General features: G+C 44.0%; 16 protein-coding genes. 11 read left to right on the plus strand and 5 right to left on the minus strand.

Features of this window, described 5'->3' with window-relative positions; genetic code table 11:
• Positions 1 to 7 precede the first annotated feature (7 nt).
• A complete protein-coding gene (locus R7041_RS05180) occupies positions 8 to 1858 on the minus strand; it encodes an acyltransferase family protein (protein ID WP_064369280.1) in 1851 nt (616 codons plus the stop codon).
• A gap of 241 nt (positions 1859 to 2099) precedes the next feature.
• Here R7041_RS05180 and R7041_RS05185 point away from each other — a divergent pair, with 241 nt between their 5' ends.
• A complete protein-coding gene (locus R7041_RS05185) occupies positions 2100 to 2375 on the plus strand; it encodes a nitrogenase-stabilizing/protective protein NifW (protein WP_033906505.1) in 276 nt (91 codons plus the stop codon).
• A 117-nt stretch (positions 2376 to 2492) separates the two neighbouring features.
• On the opposite strand, the gene R7041_RS05190 is transcribed toward R7041_RS05185, so the two are convergent.
• Together R7041_RS05190 and gloA are read right to left on the minus strand one after the other, a co-directional pair.
• On the minus strand, positions 2493 to 3593 hold the full coding sequence (locus tag R7041_RS05190; RefSeq protein ID WP_064369279.1) for an alkene reductase: 1101 nt from the start codon (positions 3591 to 3593) through the stop codon (positions 2493 to 2495).
• Between the two features lie 11 nt (positions 3594 to 3604).
• Positions 3605 to 3991, minus strand: a complete 387-nt coding sequence (gloA, locus tag R7041_RS05195) for a lactoylglutathione lyase (RefSeq protein ID WP_005376490.1) — start codon at positions 3989 to 3991, stop codon at positions 3605 to 3607.
• Positions 3992 to 4202: 211 nt separating this feature from the next.
• Between gloA and R7041_RS05200 the strand changes: the two genes are divergently transcribed.
• Both R7041_RS05200 and R7041_RS05205 read left to right on the plus strand, forming a co-directional pair.
• Complete coding sequence (locus tag R7041_RS05200; protein ID WP_031781242.1) at positions 4203 to 4631, plus strand: PaaI family thioesterase; 429 nt, start codon at positions 4203 to 4205, stop codon at positions 4629 to 4631.
• A gap of 26 nt (positions 4632 to 4657) precedes the next feature.
• Entirely contained in the window at positions 4658 to 5047 is a 390-nt protein-coding gene (locus R7041_RS05205; protein ID WP_047101463.1) for a MazG nucleotide pyrophosphohydrolase domain-containing protein, read from the plus strand.
• Between the two features lie 43 nt (positions 5048 to 5090).
• Here R7041_RS05205 and R7041_RS05210 read toward each other — a convergent pair whose 3' ends face one another.
• Positions 5091 to 5966, minus strand: coding sequence for a universal stress protein (locus tag R7041_RS05210; RefSeq protein ID WP_047101465.1), 876 nt, complete (start codon positions 5964 to 5966; stop codon positions 5091 to 5093).
• Positions 5967 to 6181: 215 nt separating this feature from the next.
• Here R7041_RS05210 and R7041_RS05215 point away from each other — a divergent pair, with 215 nt between their 5' ends.
• The 6 genes from R7041_RS05215 to def all read left to right on the plus strand — a co-directional run bounded on the left by R7041_RS05215 (position 6182) and on the right by def (position 11895).
• The gene (locus R7041_RS05215) at positions 6182 to 7525 is read left to right on the plus strand and encodes a magnesium transporter (protein ID WP_064369278.1); all 1344 of its coding nucleotides are present in this window, start codon (positions 6182 to 6184) and stop codon (positions 7523 to 7525) included.
• Positions 7526 to 7815: 290 nt separating this feature from the next.
• Complete coding sequence (locus R7041_RS05220) at positions 7816 to 8358, plus strand: AAA family ATPase (RefSeq protein ID WP_064369277.1); 543 nt, start codon at positions 7816 to 7818, stop codon at positions 8356 to 8358.
• A gap of 107 nt (positions 8359 to 8465) precedes the next feature.
• Positions 8466 to 9911 (plus strand): N-acylglucosamine 2-epimerase, encoded by a 1446-nt coding sequence (locus R7041_RS05225; protein WP_206948994.1) that lies wholly within the window; start codon positions 8466 to 8468, stop codon positions 9909 to 9911.
• Between the two features lie 416 nt (positions 9912 to 10327).
• On the plus strand, positions 10328 to 10657 hold the full coding sequence (locus R7041_RS05230) for a YceK/YidQ family lipoprotein (RefSeq protein ID WP_053349143.1): 330 nt from the start codon (positions 10328 to 10330) through the stop codon (positions 10655 to 10657).
• Positions 10658 to 10689: 32 nt separating this feature from the next.
• Positions 10690 to 11154 carry an ABZJ_00895 family protein gene (locus R7041_RS05235; RefSeq protein ID WP_017820978.1) on the plus strand — a complete coding sequence of 155 codons (465 nt, stop codon included), beginning with the start codon at positions 10690 to 10692 and terminating at the stop codon, positions 11152 to 11154.
• A gap of 234 nt (positions 11155 to 11388) precedes the next feature.
• Positions 11389 to 11895, plus strand: a complete 507-nt coding sequence (def, locus tag R7041_RS05240; protein WP_017635324.1) for a peptide deformylase — start codon at positions 11389 to 11391, stop codon at positions 11893 to 11895.
• Between the two features lie 72 nt (positions 11896 to 11967).
• Here the strand turns inward: def and R7041_RS05245 are convergent, their stop codons facing one another.
• Positions 11968 to 12375: a helix-turn-helix domain-containing protein gene (locus tag R7041_RS05245; protein WP_021707542.1), complete on the minus strand. Its 408-nt coding sequence runs from the start codon at positions 12373 to 12375 to the stop codon at positions 11968 to 11970.
• Positions 12376 to 12459: 84 nt separating this feature from the next.
• Here R7041_RS05245 and R7041_RS05250 point away from each other — a divergent pair, with 84 nt between their 5' ends.
• The gene (locus R7041_RS05250; RefSeq protein ID WP_005376471.1) at positions 12460 to 12963 is read left to right on the plus strand and encodes a DUF2938 domain-containing protein; all 504 of its coding nucleotides are present in this window, start codon (positions 12460 to 12462) and stop codon (positions 12961 to 12963) included.
• A gap of 226 nt (positions 12964 to 13189) precedes the next feature.
• Positions 13190 to 14218 (plus strand): phospholipase A, encoded by a 1029-nt coding sequence (locus R7041_RS05255; protein ID WP_258512359.1) that lies wholly within the window; start codon positions 13190 to 13192, stop codon positions 14216 to 14218.
• Positions 14219 to 14355: the final 137 nt, after the last annotated feature.

Here is a 14355-nt window from a genome sequence, read left to right on the forward strand (position 1 = left end):
TCCTTGGTTATTGTCGGTCGTAAGTGAACTGTTGCGCTTCATTTGTAGTATTGAGGTAATGCCCAAGCACCAACTCAGCACCTTTGTAAGATAAATGGCTGTCATCGGTATACATCGCGTTGTTTGCTCCAACTCTCATTCGACATACACCATTTCTGCAAATGGCATCGGTCAAGTCGACAAACTCAACGTGCTCAAATTGCTCAAAGTAGTTCACTAACTTCGCCACGTTTTGAGGGTGATGTTGTTTGGGAGAAAAGTCGCAGGCAGACTCTTCTGTCTCGCCAAACAAACGCGCTTTCCAAAGGCATTCTCCTACCGCAAACGGTGCAGAAGGGGTTGGACCGAAAACGACCACTTCCTTTCCTTTCAGTTCATTCAATAATTTGGTTAATGATGCTTCATAATCGGCTTGTGAAAGCTCTTTATTGAAATTAGAAGAGATAACAACGCGACGGATGGAAGGGGTACTTAGAATGGTATCGACAGCTTCATTGAAGAACTGTCGGCAAGAAATTGAGCCAGCAGCTTCTAGGATGTCGACATAACCGACCGCACAGGAATCTTGAGTAAGTTGTGCCACGCCAGTTGGTGTTACTTCGGATAGACGCTTCACGTAAACCATGCTGTGACTATTGCCTAACACAGCGATGGCGGGCTGCGGCGCAGACGAGCACACATCGTTAACGTTGGTGTTGCCGTTGCAATCTAAACCATAACCGTTGTTAACGCGCATGGCCTCGAAAAATGCGCTTCTTTCTGGAAAACCACCGTTTTGATGACCGATAACGCCGAGCGTTAGCAAGGGCAACGTCAACAACACAATAACCGCGGACACAGTGCGCATGCTCATGGCTTTTCGGCTACGGAACGGCTTTTCAATAAAGCGCCAAGTGAAGTAAGAAAGTACAAAAAGAGTGACAACGTAAAGTGGGATATTGATGTCTTGTGTTGTGTCCAACACGTAGCGGTAAAAGACAAATAATGGAATGTGCCACAAGTATAAGCTGTAGCTGATTAAGCCGACGAACACGACCCACTTTAGGCTCAGTAATCTACCGCAGACATTGTCTTTCGAGGCAAACAAAATCACCAACGCGCTACCGATGACCGGCACCAGCAGCGTAATGCCCGCGCCATCTTGCGATTTTTCAAACAAAAGCGCGGAAGCCAATATCAAAACGATGCCAATGGTTGCTAGAGTATCGTTAGATTGAACTTGGACTTTTCTCATCACTAATGCGAGTAATGAACCGCTTGCCAGTTCCCAAGCGCGAGAGAAGATCATGTAGAAGGCGAAATCAGGGTCGTTGCTCGCGTAGACAATAGTCATCAAACTCAGCACAAATACCGTGATAAAAAAAGTCAGGTAAAACGCGTTTTTACCACGAGCGAGTAGCATGAGTAGCAAAGGAGTGACAATGTAGTACTGTTCTTCAACGCCCAAGCTCCATGTGTGGAACAGCGGGTTGGCTTGATCTTCTAAACCGAAGTAATTGTGGCCTTTTAAATACAGAAGAATGTTGGATGCGGAAAGAATGGAAGACACTGCAAATTGACCAACGTCTTTGTGTGCTTGCGGCAAAAATAGCCACCAAGACATCAAATAGCTGACGGCGATCACCACTAGTAAGAGGGGGAGTATGCGACGAATGCGTCGCTCATAAAAATCACCAAGGCTGAACTTCTGGTTTTCTAAGTCGTTAATCACGATGATAGTGATCAAATAGCCGCTGATCACAAAGAACACGTCGACGCCAATAAAGCCACCAGCGAATTGCTCAACTCCTGCATGAAACAAAATCACCAACGTGACAGCAATCGCCCTTAATCCGTCTACTTCTGCTCTGTAAGTCATATCGTGTTGCTCCAACATTCCGTTTAATGAAGTAGAGCAAAATATGAACCAGAAATAATGTTTATTTAAATCAGTGCCTTAAAGTGATTGTCAAAATGAAAATGCTAGGTGGGTTAACGAATTCCCAAATTGAATTTCAATATGGAAAACCCATAAAGAATGATCTTAAGAAGCGCTAAATCAAAGAACGTAAAGCGCGAGGCACTTAAACTCCATTGAAAATGATTACGCTAAAGAAACGATGACAGAGAATACGATTCAGGAAAAAATTGCCAGCTTTACTTGTATCGAAGAGGCTTTGAATTACTTCGACATCGAGTTTGATAGCCGATTTATCGAAAACAATCGAACCGAGTTGGTTAAGAGGTTTCACGGCTACTTAATCCTCACTAAACCGGATGATTGGTTTTCAGGTCGTCGTGCTTTAAAGAATGCTTACTGTAAAGTACAACGCAGTTTGCTCAGTAAAAAGACGCGCTCTGCGTGTCGAGGTTGTACATCTTGTCAAAGACGTTAATTCTGATGGCTTGCCTAAAAAGAACCCTGCATCTTGGCGTTACAGGGGGAAGAGCAAGGTTCTTTTGGTTTCGCTATTGGTTTGTCGCGAGTTGCGAATCAGCTTTACGTAGATGAATTAACCCGCGTGGTACGCAGGGTAGTCCACTAAGCCTTTTTCACCGCCGCCGAACAATGTGGCAGGGTCATGTTCTGCCAGTGGATAGCCATGCTTGATGCGGCTTGGTAAGTCGGGGTTTGCAACAAACGGACGGCCAAAGCCAATCATGTCAGCTAAACCACTTTCGATCGCGTGTTGCGCCTTTTCATCGTTGTAACGACCGGCATAAATCAGTGTACCTTTGTACGCCTCACGAACTGCGGTTTTAAAGTTGTGCGGAGTGTCTGGCGCGTCGTCCCAATCCACTTCTGCAATGTGAATGTAAACCACATTGAGTTTATCAAGCAGCGCTGCAGCGGCGGTGTAGGTTTCGACTGGCGTACTATCAACGGTGCCATTTAACGAAGTGAATGGTGCAAGACGAACACCAACGCGCTCAGCGCCAATAGCTTGCGTCATCGCTTCTATCACTTTACCAAGAAAACGCAGACGGTTTTCAATAGAGCCACCGTATTCATCGGTGCGGTTATTCGCTTCAGAATCGATAAACTGGTTAACCAAGTAGCCATTCGCTGCATGAAGCTCGATACCATCGAATCCGGCTTCCATCGCGTTTAGTGCGGCTTGGCGGTACTCTTCAATAACGTTCTTGATGTCTTGTTTGGTCATTTCACGTGGCACAACCACGTCGACAAAACCCGGTTCGTCTGTGCCGTTATCGACAAATACTTTCACGTTTTCTGCTTTTAGCGCAGAAGAAGAAATAGGTTGCTCACCGCCAATGTTATCAGGGTGAGTCACACGACCAACGTGCCATAATTGCGCGAAGATAACGCCGCCTTTCTCGTGCACTGCATCAGTTACTTTTTTCCAGCCAGCAATTTGCTCTGGGCTGTAAATGCCTGGTGTCCATGCATAGCCTTGACCCATTGGCGAAATTTGTGTGCCTTCAGCAACGATTAGGCCCGCTTCAGCACGTTGAGCATAGTAGGTCGCCATCATGTCGTTAGCGATATTACCTGGTTGAGAAGCACGAGAGCGCGTCATCGGAGGCATAACGATACGGTTTTTTAATGAGAGAGAGCCAAGTTGAATGGGTTGAAATAATGCGTCTGTCATAGGAAACCTCGTTATTTTTGAGTTTGGATGAGTTCGATTTGGTAACCATCGGGATCTTTAATGAACGCGATGTGAGTTTCTCCGCCTTTCATTGGACCTGGCTCGCGAGTAACGTTGCCACCAAGCGCTTTAATTTTTTCGCAAGCGGCGTAAATATCTTCAGACCCCAGTGCCATGTGTCCGAATGCGTTACCCAAGTCGTAACTGTCGGTATCCCAGTTATAAGTTAGCTCGATGGTCGCGCCATCTGGTTGATCAGGGTTACCAACAAACACCAGTGAGTAACGGTATTCTTGGTTTTCAAAACGATCCAAAACACTCATTCCCAGAACTTTTGTATAAAATTCGATAGATTTGTCTAGGTCAGCTACACGGATCATCGTGTGGAGAAACTTCATAAGTCGCCTTTTCATAACGTTGCGTAATCACTATGCAAACCATATCGTCACTCTAAATAAACTGGAAATTATCGTTAATTATTAAAATGATTATTTAGTGTTATGAAAAGCGAGGTTGCTGGCCCTGCAACATGCAAACAAAGATTACTCGCCGTTTCTTTTTAATTATTGGCATATGCTAATTACTCTTTTGAGAAACCGAGTAACTATCATGTCCACAAACAGCTACTGTCATTACACTCACGAGTCTCATCATCAATGTGCGGTTTGTTCTTCAATTAATGTGAATCCGAACTCTTTGGCCGTGAACTACCAATACCTAGCCGATGGCTCTGTTGTCGGAGAGTTTCACGTTTTACCGCGTCATCAAGGTTACACAGACCTGTTGCATGGTGGTATTGCCAGTTCGCTTCTCGATGGTGCAATGACGCATTGTTTGTTATCTAGAGACATTCAAGCCCTTACGGCGCAGTTGGATGTGCGCTACCATGCACCTATTCAGTTAGATGATCGAGTCACGATTACTGCACACTGTGAAGGTGAACGACGCGGTATATATCAACTGGTGGCTCAATTGCGGGTCGAAAGCGAAGTTAGAGTGACGGCTAAAGGGAAGTTTATTCGTCCTAAAAAGGCATAAATAAAAACGTGTTCTACGGAGAGGCAATGAAGAAATTTGATGAGCTGTATGCAATTGCGACGAGAAAATCTCAATATGACCAAACCAATACTTGGTTTAAAGGCGTAGAGACTTATCTGGAGGCCATTGGCAAAGAAGTTGATGAAGTCCGCGAAGAGATTCGCGAGGATCGCCTTTGTCATTTGGAAGACGAGTTAGGCGATGTGTTGTGGAACTACCTTAACGTATTAAAAGCGCTGGAAAGAGAAAAGGGTATAGATCCTGAGAAAGTACTCGAAAGAGCCTGCACTAAATACGAGCAGCGTGTATCTGCGATTGAATCGGGACGCAGTTGGGATGAGATAAAACAGCAGCAGAAACAAGCCTTGAACGCGGAACATGAAGCCGCGCAGTTAGAAGATGTAAAGAGCCAATAACTGCGCTTGGTATTGAAAGGATAGGTTAATAGGGAATACCTAGTCAGCCCTTGGAGCTGTTGACCAACAGTAGGTCACAAGGTGGTTGATCAAGTAACGTGTCTACAGTGCTGCCAGACCAAAATTGAGATGACATGCTTCGTTTACATGCCCCCATAATCAAAATCGCTGCTTGTGATTGCTTAACTGCTTTTGGTAACGCCGTTTCAGGGTTTCCTTCTGGCAGCAGTAGTGGTACTCGAGTTAACCTTTGCGCACTAATAAAATCTGTAATGCCTGCTTTTTGGTTGCTTAATATCTCTGCACGATAGCGAGAGAGGTATGGCGCGACGTATCGGCAGTAAACGAGCGTCATTTTCCCGCTTAAGGTTTGTTCTAATTTTGAGCCTCGCGAGACGATGGCTTTATCTACTATCGACTTTTCATCCCCTCGATGAAGTGGGTCGATTGCACAAAGCATGTTGGCGTGAGAAGGCCATGAACGCTCACTCAGTAGCAACAAGTCGCAATCTTGTTGTGCTAGTTCTGTGAGCATCGTTTGAATCTCGTGTTTGTTAAAGTGTCCCACGAGCAGTAAGTCAGTGTGGTCAACAAGTCGTTTCGCAACTTGCTCAACCCAATGGCTCCCTTTGAAATGCTCGTAAGAGAGCGTTGGTGTTTCAAGCTCTTCTTCTTCACAAAGTTCGACAATTAATGCGTTGAACTTTAAGGTCCAAGCTTCAAACTCAGCTTGTCTTTTTTCTATATGGTCAGAGTTGAAACTGAGAAAATGAGCGAATGCGTGATCTTCACTTCGGCGATGGTCTTCCACTAAAACTACAATAGGCTGAGCCAGCGCTGTCGAAAATTGAATCACTTTACGAAGCACCTTACGACTTGGTAAGGCGGCCTGCTGAGTCAGAAAAAATACAGGTGCCATTGATTACTCCATTATCAAACAAGGCGAATGAGCCTGACACACATTCAAGTCTATACCATGAACTGATGCAGAGGCGTTTTGTTTCTGCGAGCGAAATATAAATTCCGCAATTAAGTCAACTATCGCCTAGAATTTTAACATCAAGAATTCATGCCTTCGGATAGCACATATCGTCAATGCGGCGAATGTGGTAGTGAAAGCTATAGGTAAAAGTAATGATAGATTCCAACCAATTGCAAATTAACCGCAAAGTGCCACATTTGCTTGCTGAGATCATTAAAGCGATAGAATCGACCGAAGACTTGAGCTTTTTGAAAGACTATCAAGAAGCACAGATTGCGAACATTTTGGAATCGGTCAACATTGCTTACCGTAAGCGTGTCATAGAAGCAGTGCCGCCTGAGAAGTATTGGACGGTATTAAATTTGCTCCGATACGACACCGCCAAGCACATTCATCAATCACTCAATAAAGACTTACAACATGAACGCTTGGCGTACATAACGGATTCAGAACTGATCATCTTTGCGGACTTTCTACCGACCGAATTTGTAGATGAATACCTTATTGATCAAAGTGAAGAGTCTGTCGCGCATATCCAACAAGCATTGTCGTATGAAGACAACAAAGTTGGACGTTATGCCGAGCCTCACTTTCTGGTCGCAAACCCTAAAAACAGCGTAGGAGGCATCAAAACCGAGCTGCTAAAACGCGGGCAAAGTCCAGTGCGGTTGATTATTGTGCGTGATGCAAGTGGTGTGATTGGTACGATAGAGCCGCAAACCTTGTTGCTGCACGAGAATCATATCAAACTTACCGACTTGACCGTAGTTACGCCAATCCTAGAAGATATTCAAACGATTCAAAGTGTCAGCAAACAAGTCTCGATTGATGGTGGAGCACATTGGTTTCCTATCATGGCTGGTGGCAAAATTATGGGCGTCTTGTCGATGGCGACCATCGCGATTACGTTGCGCGAACTCAGCCTACAAGCTGTAGTGGCAGAAAACGTACGAAGCGAAGAAGATTTGTTCACACCATTAAGCGTGGCGACAAGGCTAAGAGCACTTTGGCTAGTGATTAACTTGCTTACCGCTTTTGTTGCCTCTGCCATCATTGGTATTTTTGATAATGTGGTCGAGCAAGTCGTTGCGCTTGCTATTTTAATGCCTGTCGTGGCGAGCATGGGCGGCATCGCGGGTAGCCAAACCTTAGCGGTGGCCATTCGAGGTATCGCACTAAACCACTTGCACCAAAGTAACTTGAAGCTATTGGTGAATAAGGAATTAAAAATCGCCACCATTAATGGTTTAATTATGGGATTGGTGATCGCGGGTGTCGTTTACATGGTGTTTGACTCTTTGCCATTGGCGCTTATTATTTGCTGTGCCATTTTCCTCAATAGTTTGGCGGCCGCGGCATCGGGTACGTTGATACCATTCACGTTGAAAAAGTTTAACATTGACCCCGCCGTGGCTGGCTCGGTAGTATTGACGACCGTTACCGATGTCGTCGGTTTCTTTGCGTTCCTAGGCTTAGGTGCCATTTTCTTGATATAGATATCCAATTGACGCGTTAACCAGCAGAACCAATCGCACCATTTCCCAACCCAGTATTTTGGGCGAGCTTGCTTCACTCCAGCATTCCTCCGTTTTCCATAACCGATGAACACGTCGTTTCGGTTCTTACTTTGTATATCTCTTCACTGCCCAGTTCTATTCCCCAAATTTCCCACTACCGATCTCGCTTTACGCTGGCGTGCCAAATTCCAATTTCAAACGCCAGACGATGCCCATTTTCTTGGCTGTATACGCATTACTTCACTCAAACAAAAAATAAGGAAACAATTTTGAATAAACTCATCGTATTCACTGGTGGTCCCGGTGCAGGGAAAACTTCGGTAATCGAACAGCTAAAAACACAAGGCTTTATCTGCGCGCCAGAAACCGGTCGTCAAATAATACAAACGCAGGTTGCCAATCACGGTTCAGCATTACCTTGGAATGACAAACAAGCTTTTCGAGACGAAATGATGAAGGCAGAAGTGAGCAATTACCGAGCTTTCAATGTCCACCAAGGGAATGTGTTTTTTGATCGCAGTATTGTGGACGTATATGGCTACAGTAAGTTGGAACAATTTCCAATCTCGCATGAGTTCATCACGCATTGCCAGATGCTTCGTTATCATTCTCAAGTATTCATTTTTCCACCGTGGACGTCGATATTCAGCAACGACGAAGAGCGAAAGCAAGATTTTTCTGAAGCGGTCGCCACGTATCAACAGATGGTCGATGCATACCACAAGTTCGGTTATCAATTGATCGAAGTGCCCAAAATGTCAGTCGAAGACAGAGTAGCGTTTATTCTCGGCTCAGTTATCGAACAAGGCTAAAAGATGATTGATGCAAACAAATACGTAAGGCGATTGTGAGCACGACAACAATATGCGTAAAGGGAGTTATCTATACTGGATAAAATTCAATAACTTAATTGAGTGTTATGTCTTTTAAATATCTTACCTTATTGCTCGCAACGACGAGCATGAGCAGCTTTGCTGATGTAGGCCTGCCTTCGGGAGATGATTGGTTAAACCATGTGACGAATGGCCTAGCCCCATATTGGGTGATGGAAAGCGCGCATGGGCAACCTGCGGGGAATTTTCCGACTTTTCGTTGTGATAACGGTGTCATTCTCGACCCACAAAAGCCGTGTGAAGAATTAAACAAAGGGTGGATTAGCCCGCACTTCGATCGCGAATACACCCGCATGAAATCGCGCCAAACTTACGCTTATGGCGTGCTTTTTCATCTTACGGGTGACAAGCAAGCATTAGAGCTGGCAAAGAAAGGGGCTTATTACCTGATTGATCATCTACAAGATGAGAAAAACGGCGGCTTTGTGAGCTTTACGCGTAGTGGGAAACCGGGGATGGAGTGGCAACAACGAACTTCTCAAGACCAAGCATACGCCTTAGTGGGTTTGGCGATGTACTACTACTTAACGCAAGATCTAAAGGTCGAACAAGCGCTTATCGACCAGCAAGCGTTTATATTTAAACAATACCGACGAAGCGATGATCGCGGTCTGGCGTGGGTTTTGAAAGACGGTGATGGGGAAAGTGCGAAGCAGCAAGAGCTAGTCGCTCAACTTGACCAGATCAATGGCTATCTGTTGTTAACGGCGCCACTTTTACCACCGCCAGCGCAAGCTAAGTGGAAGCAAGATCTGCAATGGCTGACGCAAGCGATGCTGGATAACTACCACTCCGACAAAGAGCAGCGCTTTTATGGCGCGATACACCACAAAGCGGTAATGATGCCAGATGCGAAACACAATGATTTTGGACACACCATCAAGGCGTATTGGATGACGTATCTGACAGGTCAGTTGTTGGAAAATTCAAAGTGGACAGAGTTTGGTTTCAAAGGAATGAAACACACGCTTAAGCAAGCGCAATACCAGCAAAACTTTGAGCAAGTCAAAGCGCTTTTCTCACCAGAATGGCAGAGTAAATGGACGCAAGAGAGCATTCCTGCTTGGCAATCAAGACCATACAAGCACTATAGCTCGTCTTGGGAATGGGCAGAGCTCGATCAAGCGGCAATGACAGTTTCCCTTGTTGATGGTTCGATGAAAGAAACGCTTCAATACACGTTACCCACTTTTATGGATGCATGGGTGGATCATCAATATGGAGGCGTCGGTCTAAGCCCTAAATCAACCAAAGCGTTCCATTGGGGAAATGGTTACCACCAGTTTGAACATGCGTTGGTTGGGTATTTGTACGCGCAACAAATGGCAAAACAGCCCGCCAAGCTTTACTACGCGCGACTAGCCGAGAGTAAAATGCCACTTAATCCATATTACTTTAGCGCAGACGTAAAATCGTTGTCGTCACAAAGTGATGGAGTCACCATCGCGACATTCACCAATATTCGACCTTAGGTTGGTCGATGGTGATGTGTTGGTTAAAGTCCGCGTAAAAGCCAATAAAATCCTCCGACAGCAAGTGCGACTATTAGCTATCTAGGTCTGTCACTAGATAAGCTTCAAGCAATAATGGTGCAGGTAATGCCCACGGGGCGCTTACAAAAAGCCGTCAGAACCACTGGTTTTGACTGCTTTTTATTCTATGACAGGTAGAGGCTTCAATTTTCAGCGCGATAGATCCATGAAAACTTAAGTGAGATTCCAATCACGTCGCATGATCTCACTAGTGTCATTGGAAATAAATGAATTGTTTCTAATACATAGAACGTATTAACATGGTTGCACTTGGCCCATATGAGTAAATTCATTGAACATACAATTTGAGAGAGGGTTTAGTTGTAAAAATAATAGTTAGTTGGAATCTAGGTTAAATGAAAATAAAACTATTTAAAAAGCTACAAGTTGTATTTCTTGTGGTGTCAGCATCTTTAATGGTGGGGTGTTCGTCTATAGATGCGCATGCTGGTGGCGGATACGGAAAGCCGTTTTCAGGCACCGCGTTATCAGTCGCACGACAACCTTGCTATTTAAGAGCTGATATTACTTCTATCGCGTTATACCCACTATCATTGATTGACATTCCTTTGTCGTTAGCAACGGACGTTGTGTTTCTTCCTGTTGATTTAGTCATGGTAGCTACACCAACAACGAGTTATGGCGGTGTTGTTTCTCTAGGTTGTCCAAGCGGAAGCATGATCTAAAACGCTTATTTTATTCAAATAAATGGAAGGAAATGAAAGTGGAATTAAAAAGTAACTATTCAGAATCAGAAATAAACCAGCCACCATCGGTACTTCTTGTTACGTCTCTGTTGTGTCTGGCGTCCGTTTGTTGGGCTGCATTGCTGTTGGCCATTGAATATATTGTTGGGATAGAAATGAGTGGTACAGGCTTTCTTAGCACGTTAATCCCAGCCATGAGTGTTGGTTATTACTTCGGCTACAAGACTGGAGATGTAATGCCATCAAAAACAAGATGGTATGCTGTTTTACTGTGGACTTTAGCAAGTTTGGTAGTGTTCTCTCTTATCTTAATGTCGTTAGATATTTCTCCGTTTTATTTATTATCTGAGCTCGGTGGGGTAAGTATTTTTATTGCTATCATAATGCTAATAACGATTGGCATCGCCTACTTAATTTTAAAAAGTGGTGAGAAAATGGCGATTAGAGTATTACTCAAAGCCAAGGAAAGTCAGTAGATAAAATACAACAAACGATTCAATTAGGATCATGACAAGACGCCAGCCATAATGTGCTGGCGTTTTAGTTTCCTGTTTGTAGGATTTTTTGTCTAAAAGGCAAACCCATTTATTGTGTTGTCGTTTGAGTTAATGGTTTATGCCTTGTGCGCAAGATAGCTTAGCAGGTTTATGTATCGAGAAACGTGTGTATAATTCGCCACGAATTACGATTTATAGATATGAAAGGTAAGTATGGCAGTCCTCGAAATTCTCTCCATTCCAGACCCAAGGCTTAAAGTAAAAGCAGAAAAAGTCACTGATGTATCGACAGTACAAACGCTGATAGACGATATGCTAGAAACACTTTACGCAACGGGCAATGGTATCGGTTTAGCTTCAACCCAAGTAGGCAGAAAAGAGGCGGTTGTTGTCATCGATATCTCTGACGAACGCAATGATCCTTTAATCTTGGTTAACCCAGAAGTGGTGAGCGGAGAAAACAAAGCACTTGGTCAAGAGGGATGTCTCTCTGTTCCTGAGTACTATGCAGATGTAGAGCGTTACACGTCAGTTGTTGTGTCTGCACTAGACCGTGATGGCAACCCGATTACAATCGAGAGCGATGAGTTCTTGGCGATTGTGATGCAGCACGAAATTGACCACCTATCGGGTAACTTGTTCATTGATTACCTCTCACCGTTAAAGCAAAAAATGGCGATGAAAAAAGTGAAGAAGTACGTAAAAGCGAAAGCTAAGTAATATGAGAGGAAGTAACCCTCCATGTCGAGTTACTTCCTTTTAAATCAAGAATAGGAAGGTAGGGAGAGCGGTTCATCTCTGCTTTTGGGGGACATAACGCTTTACGACCTTCATAAGCCTTTGAAATGAAGAACAGTCCATATGTGACTCATGAGGGCAGGTGGCAACATGGTTTAGGCTGTCTCGCACCGCTTTCAAACGTTTTATTTGCTCATCAATCTCAAGTGCCTTTTTCGTTAGTAAGTCACGATCGATATATGGCTTTGAAACTTCTGATTGATTCAACATTTCTGCCATTTCGTTAAGCGATATTCCAGCGATACGCCCCAAACTAATTAAATTGAGTGTATTGAGTACCTCTGGTGAATATTGGCGTCTCAATCCATTCCTTCCTATCGAGCGAATTAACCCCAGCTGTTCGTAGTACCTGAGCGTTGAAGTCGGCAATCCTGATTTTCTAACCACTTCTGCAATATCCATATTATTCCCCATTGACTTCAAGTTGGCTTTAAGTTGTAGCATGCAACTAAGACCTTAACAAATCAAAAACTTGAGGAGAGAAAAATGCTGCTTTTAATGGGATTGCAAGCGGTGCTAATAGGGATTGGTGCCACTTTGATAATGGATTTATGGGCATGGTTACAAAGGAGAGTGTTTGGTATTCCTTCATTAAACTATGCGTTGGTTGCGCGCTGGGTTTTGTACATGCCCCAAGGAAAGCTTATGCATGCGCCAATTATGGCGTCAGAGGCGATGCCGGGAGAAAAGTCACTTGGCTGGTTTTTGCATTATGCCATCGGCGTTACTTTCGCTTTGGCTCACGTTACTGTTTTTGGTCATCATTGGTTGGTAGAGCCCAGTCTAATGCCCAGCTTAATTACAGGCGTGGTAACGTTGATCTTCCCATTTTTGGTCATTCAACCTTGTCTAGGATTTGGTTTTGCTGCGAGTAAAACCCCAACACCTTGGAAAGCCCGTTTTCTTAGCACATTGGCGCATTTGGGTTATGGTTTGGGTTTATTCATTGCCGGGTTTGCAATCAAAGTTACGAGCCAGTATTTTGCATAGATAAAATGAGCATCATGCAAACGAGTGGTTTTTATCTATGATGCTCAACTCTTGGTTGTTTTTTGCGCTTTGATCATAATTGACCGATATGTCTAAAGTCTGTTGCATTTATCCAAGACGTAAAGTCGGCGGACATTTAACATTGCCTTAACGTCAGAATGGCAAGCGGTTTACCAAGAAAAACTAAAATTATCTGGTTTGACATAAAGAATATTAAGGGTTTCAGATGGCTTCAAAAGTGGCAGGGATATCAATACTGAGTTTATTGGCAGCGCCAGTTGCGATGGGAGAAACAGCCAGTGCTTATGATTTATGTTTGCTAGACAAAATAAAGCAAAGCAAAGGTGAAGAAACCATAAAGAGCATTCGCGCGCAGTGTGAGCTTGACACAGTAACCAGCACAGTGCCCGCTGATCCAGAAATTGAAGAGCCTGAAGAACTTCAGGAAAGTTTGGTCGACAAGCGTTTGGAATCAGAACGAGAAAACGCGTTCGAACCGTTTAGTCTGGTCGCGCATCGCGTTAACTATATTCTTCCGTTTACATACAGTGATCGTGTAAATAAACGCGCGTATGCCGACACCAAATACGGCGATGAACTGCGTAAGGAAGAGGCGGAGTTCCAAATCAGTTTTAAAGTACCAATGAACTATGATGACTTGTTGTTTGATGGCGATGGTCTGTTTTTTGGAATGACTCTTAAATCATTTTGGCAGGTATATACGGGTGCAGCATCTCGTCCATTCCGTGAAACCAATTATCGTCCAGAGCTTTTTTACTACACCCCAACTGACTGGAAACCACTTGATGGTTCGACTTGGTTAGGTTTTGGTATTGAACATGAGTCTAACGGTCAGAGACAGGAGCTATCGCGCAGTTGGAACCGTGTCTATGCCAACGTAACCTTTGCAAAAGACAATTTTGCGGTTTCTATCCAGCCTTGGTGGCGTATACCTGAAGATGAAAAGACATCGCCTAATGATCCCAAAGGTGATGATAACCCGGATATCGAAGACTATATGGGACACTTTGAGCTATCGAGTGCTTACAAGTGGAATGGTTACGAGTTTACCTTTTTAGGTCGCCAGAACTTTCAAACACATAAGGGTTTTGCAGAACTGGGAGTGTCATTTCCGATTTGGGGCAAAGTTCAGGGGTACGCACAATACTCAGCGGGTTATGGTAAGAGCTTGATCGACTATGATCATAATCAGCAGTGGATTGGTGTTGGTATTGCAATCAACGGTGTTTTGTAGTTTTTCGTAGATGGATAGAAATTAACACTGGCAATTGAAATTTCAATATTTAGAATGCGAGGCTGAAATTGATTTCTAACCTAGAGTGATTTTATGCTTCGTGATTACACCTTCGATTGTCTTGTAACTATGCCTCG

It is taken from the genome of Vibrio sp. 1751, assembly GCF_033339895.1.
Classification (GTDB): Bacteria; Pseudomonadota; Gammaproteobacteria; order Enterobacterales; family Vibrionaceae; genus Vibrio; species Vibrio alginolyticus.

Excerpts from the sequence above, each read along its gene's own strand:
- R7041_RS05180 (WP_064369280.1), bottom strand. The coding sequence starts at position 1,858 with ATGACTTACAGAGCAGAAGTAGACGGATTAAGGGCGATTGCTGTCACG.
- R7041_RS05185 (WP_033906505.1), top strand. The coding sequence starts at position 2,100 with ATGACAGAGAATACGATTCAGGAAAAAATTGCCAGCTTTACTTGTATC.
- R7041_RS05190 (WP_064369279.1), bottom strand. The coding sequence starts at position 3,593 with ATGACAGACGCATTATTTCAACCCATTCAACTTGGCTCTCTCTCATTA.
- gloA (WP_005376490.1), bottom strand. The coding sequence starts at position 3,991 with ATGAAGTTTCTCCACACGATGATCCGTGTAGCTGACCTAGACAAATCT.
- R7041_RS05200 (WP_031781242.1), top strand. The coding sequence starts at position 4,203 with ATGTCCACAAACAGCTACTGTCATTACACTCACGAGTCTCATCATCAA.
- R7041_RS05205 (WP_047101463.1), top strand. The coding sequence starts at position 4,658 with ATGAAGAAATTTGATGAGCTGTATGCAATTGCGACGAGAAAATCTCAA.
- R7041_RS05210 (WP_047101465.1), bottom strand. The coding sequence starts at position 5,966 with ATGGCACCTGTATTTTTTCTGACTCAGCAGGCCGCCTTACCAAGTCGT.
- R7041_RS05215 (WP_064369278.1), top strand. The coding sequence starts at position 6,182 with ATGATAGATTCCAACCAATTGCAAATTAACCGCAAAGTGCCACATTTG.
- R7041_RS05225 (WP_206948994.1), top strand. The coding sequence starts at position 8,466 with ATGTCTTTTAAATATCTTACCTTATTGCTCGCAACGACGAGCATGAGC.
- R7041_RS05230 (WP_053349143.1), top strand. The coding sequence starts at position 10,328 with ATGAAAATAAAACTATTTAAAAAGCTACAAGTTGTATTTCTTGTGGTG.
- R7041_RS05235 (WP_017820978.1), top strand. The coding sequence starts at position 10,690 with ATGAAAGTGGAATTAAAAAGTAACTATTCAGAATCAGAAATAAACCAG.
- def (WP_017635324.1), top strand. The coding sequence starts at position 11,389 with ATGGCAGTCCTCGAAATTCTCTCCATTCCAGACCCAAGGCTTAAAGTA.
- R7041_RS05245 (WP_021707542.1), bottom strand. The coding sequence starts at position 12,375 with ATGGATATTGCAGAAGTGGTTAGAAAATCAGGATTGCCGACTTCAACG.
- R7041_RS05250 (WP_005376471.1), top strand. The coding sequence starts at position 12,460 with ATGCTGCTTTTAATGGGATTGCAAGCGGTGCTAATAGGGATTGGTGCC.
- R7041_RS05255 (WP_258512359.1), top strand. The coding sequence starts at position 13,190 with ATGGCTTCAAAAGTGGCAGGGATATCAATACTGAGTTTATTGGCAGCG.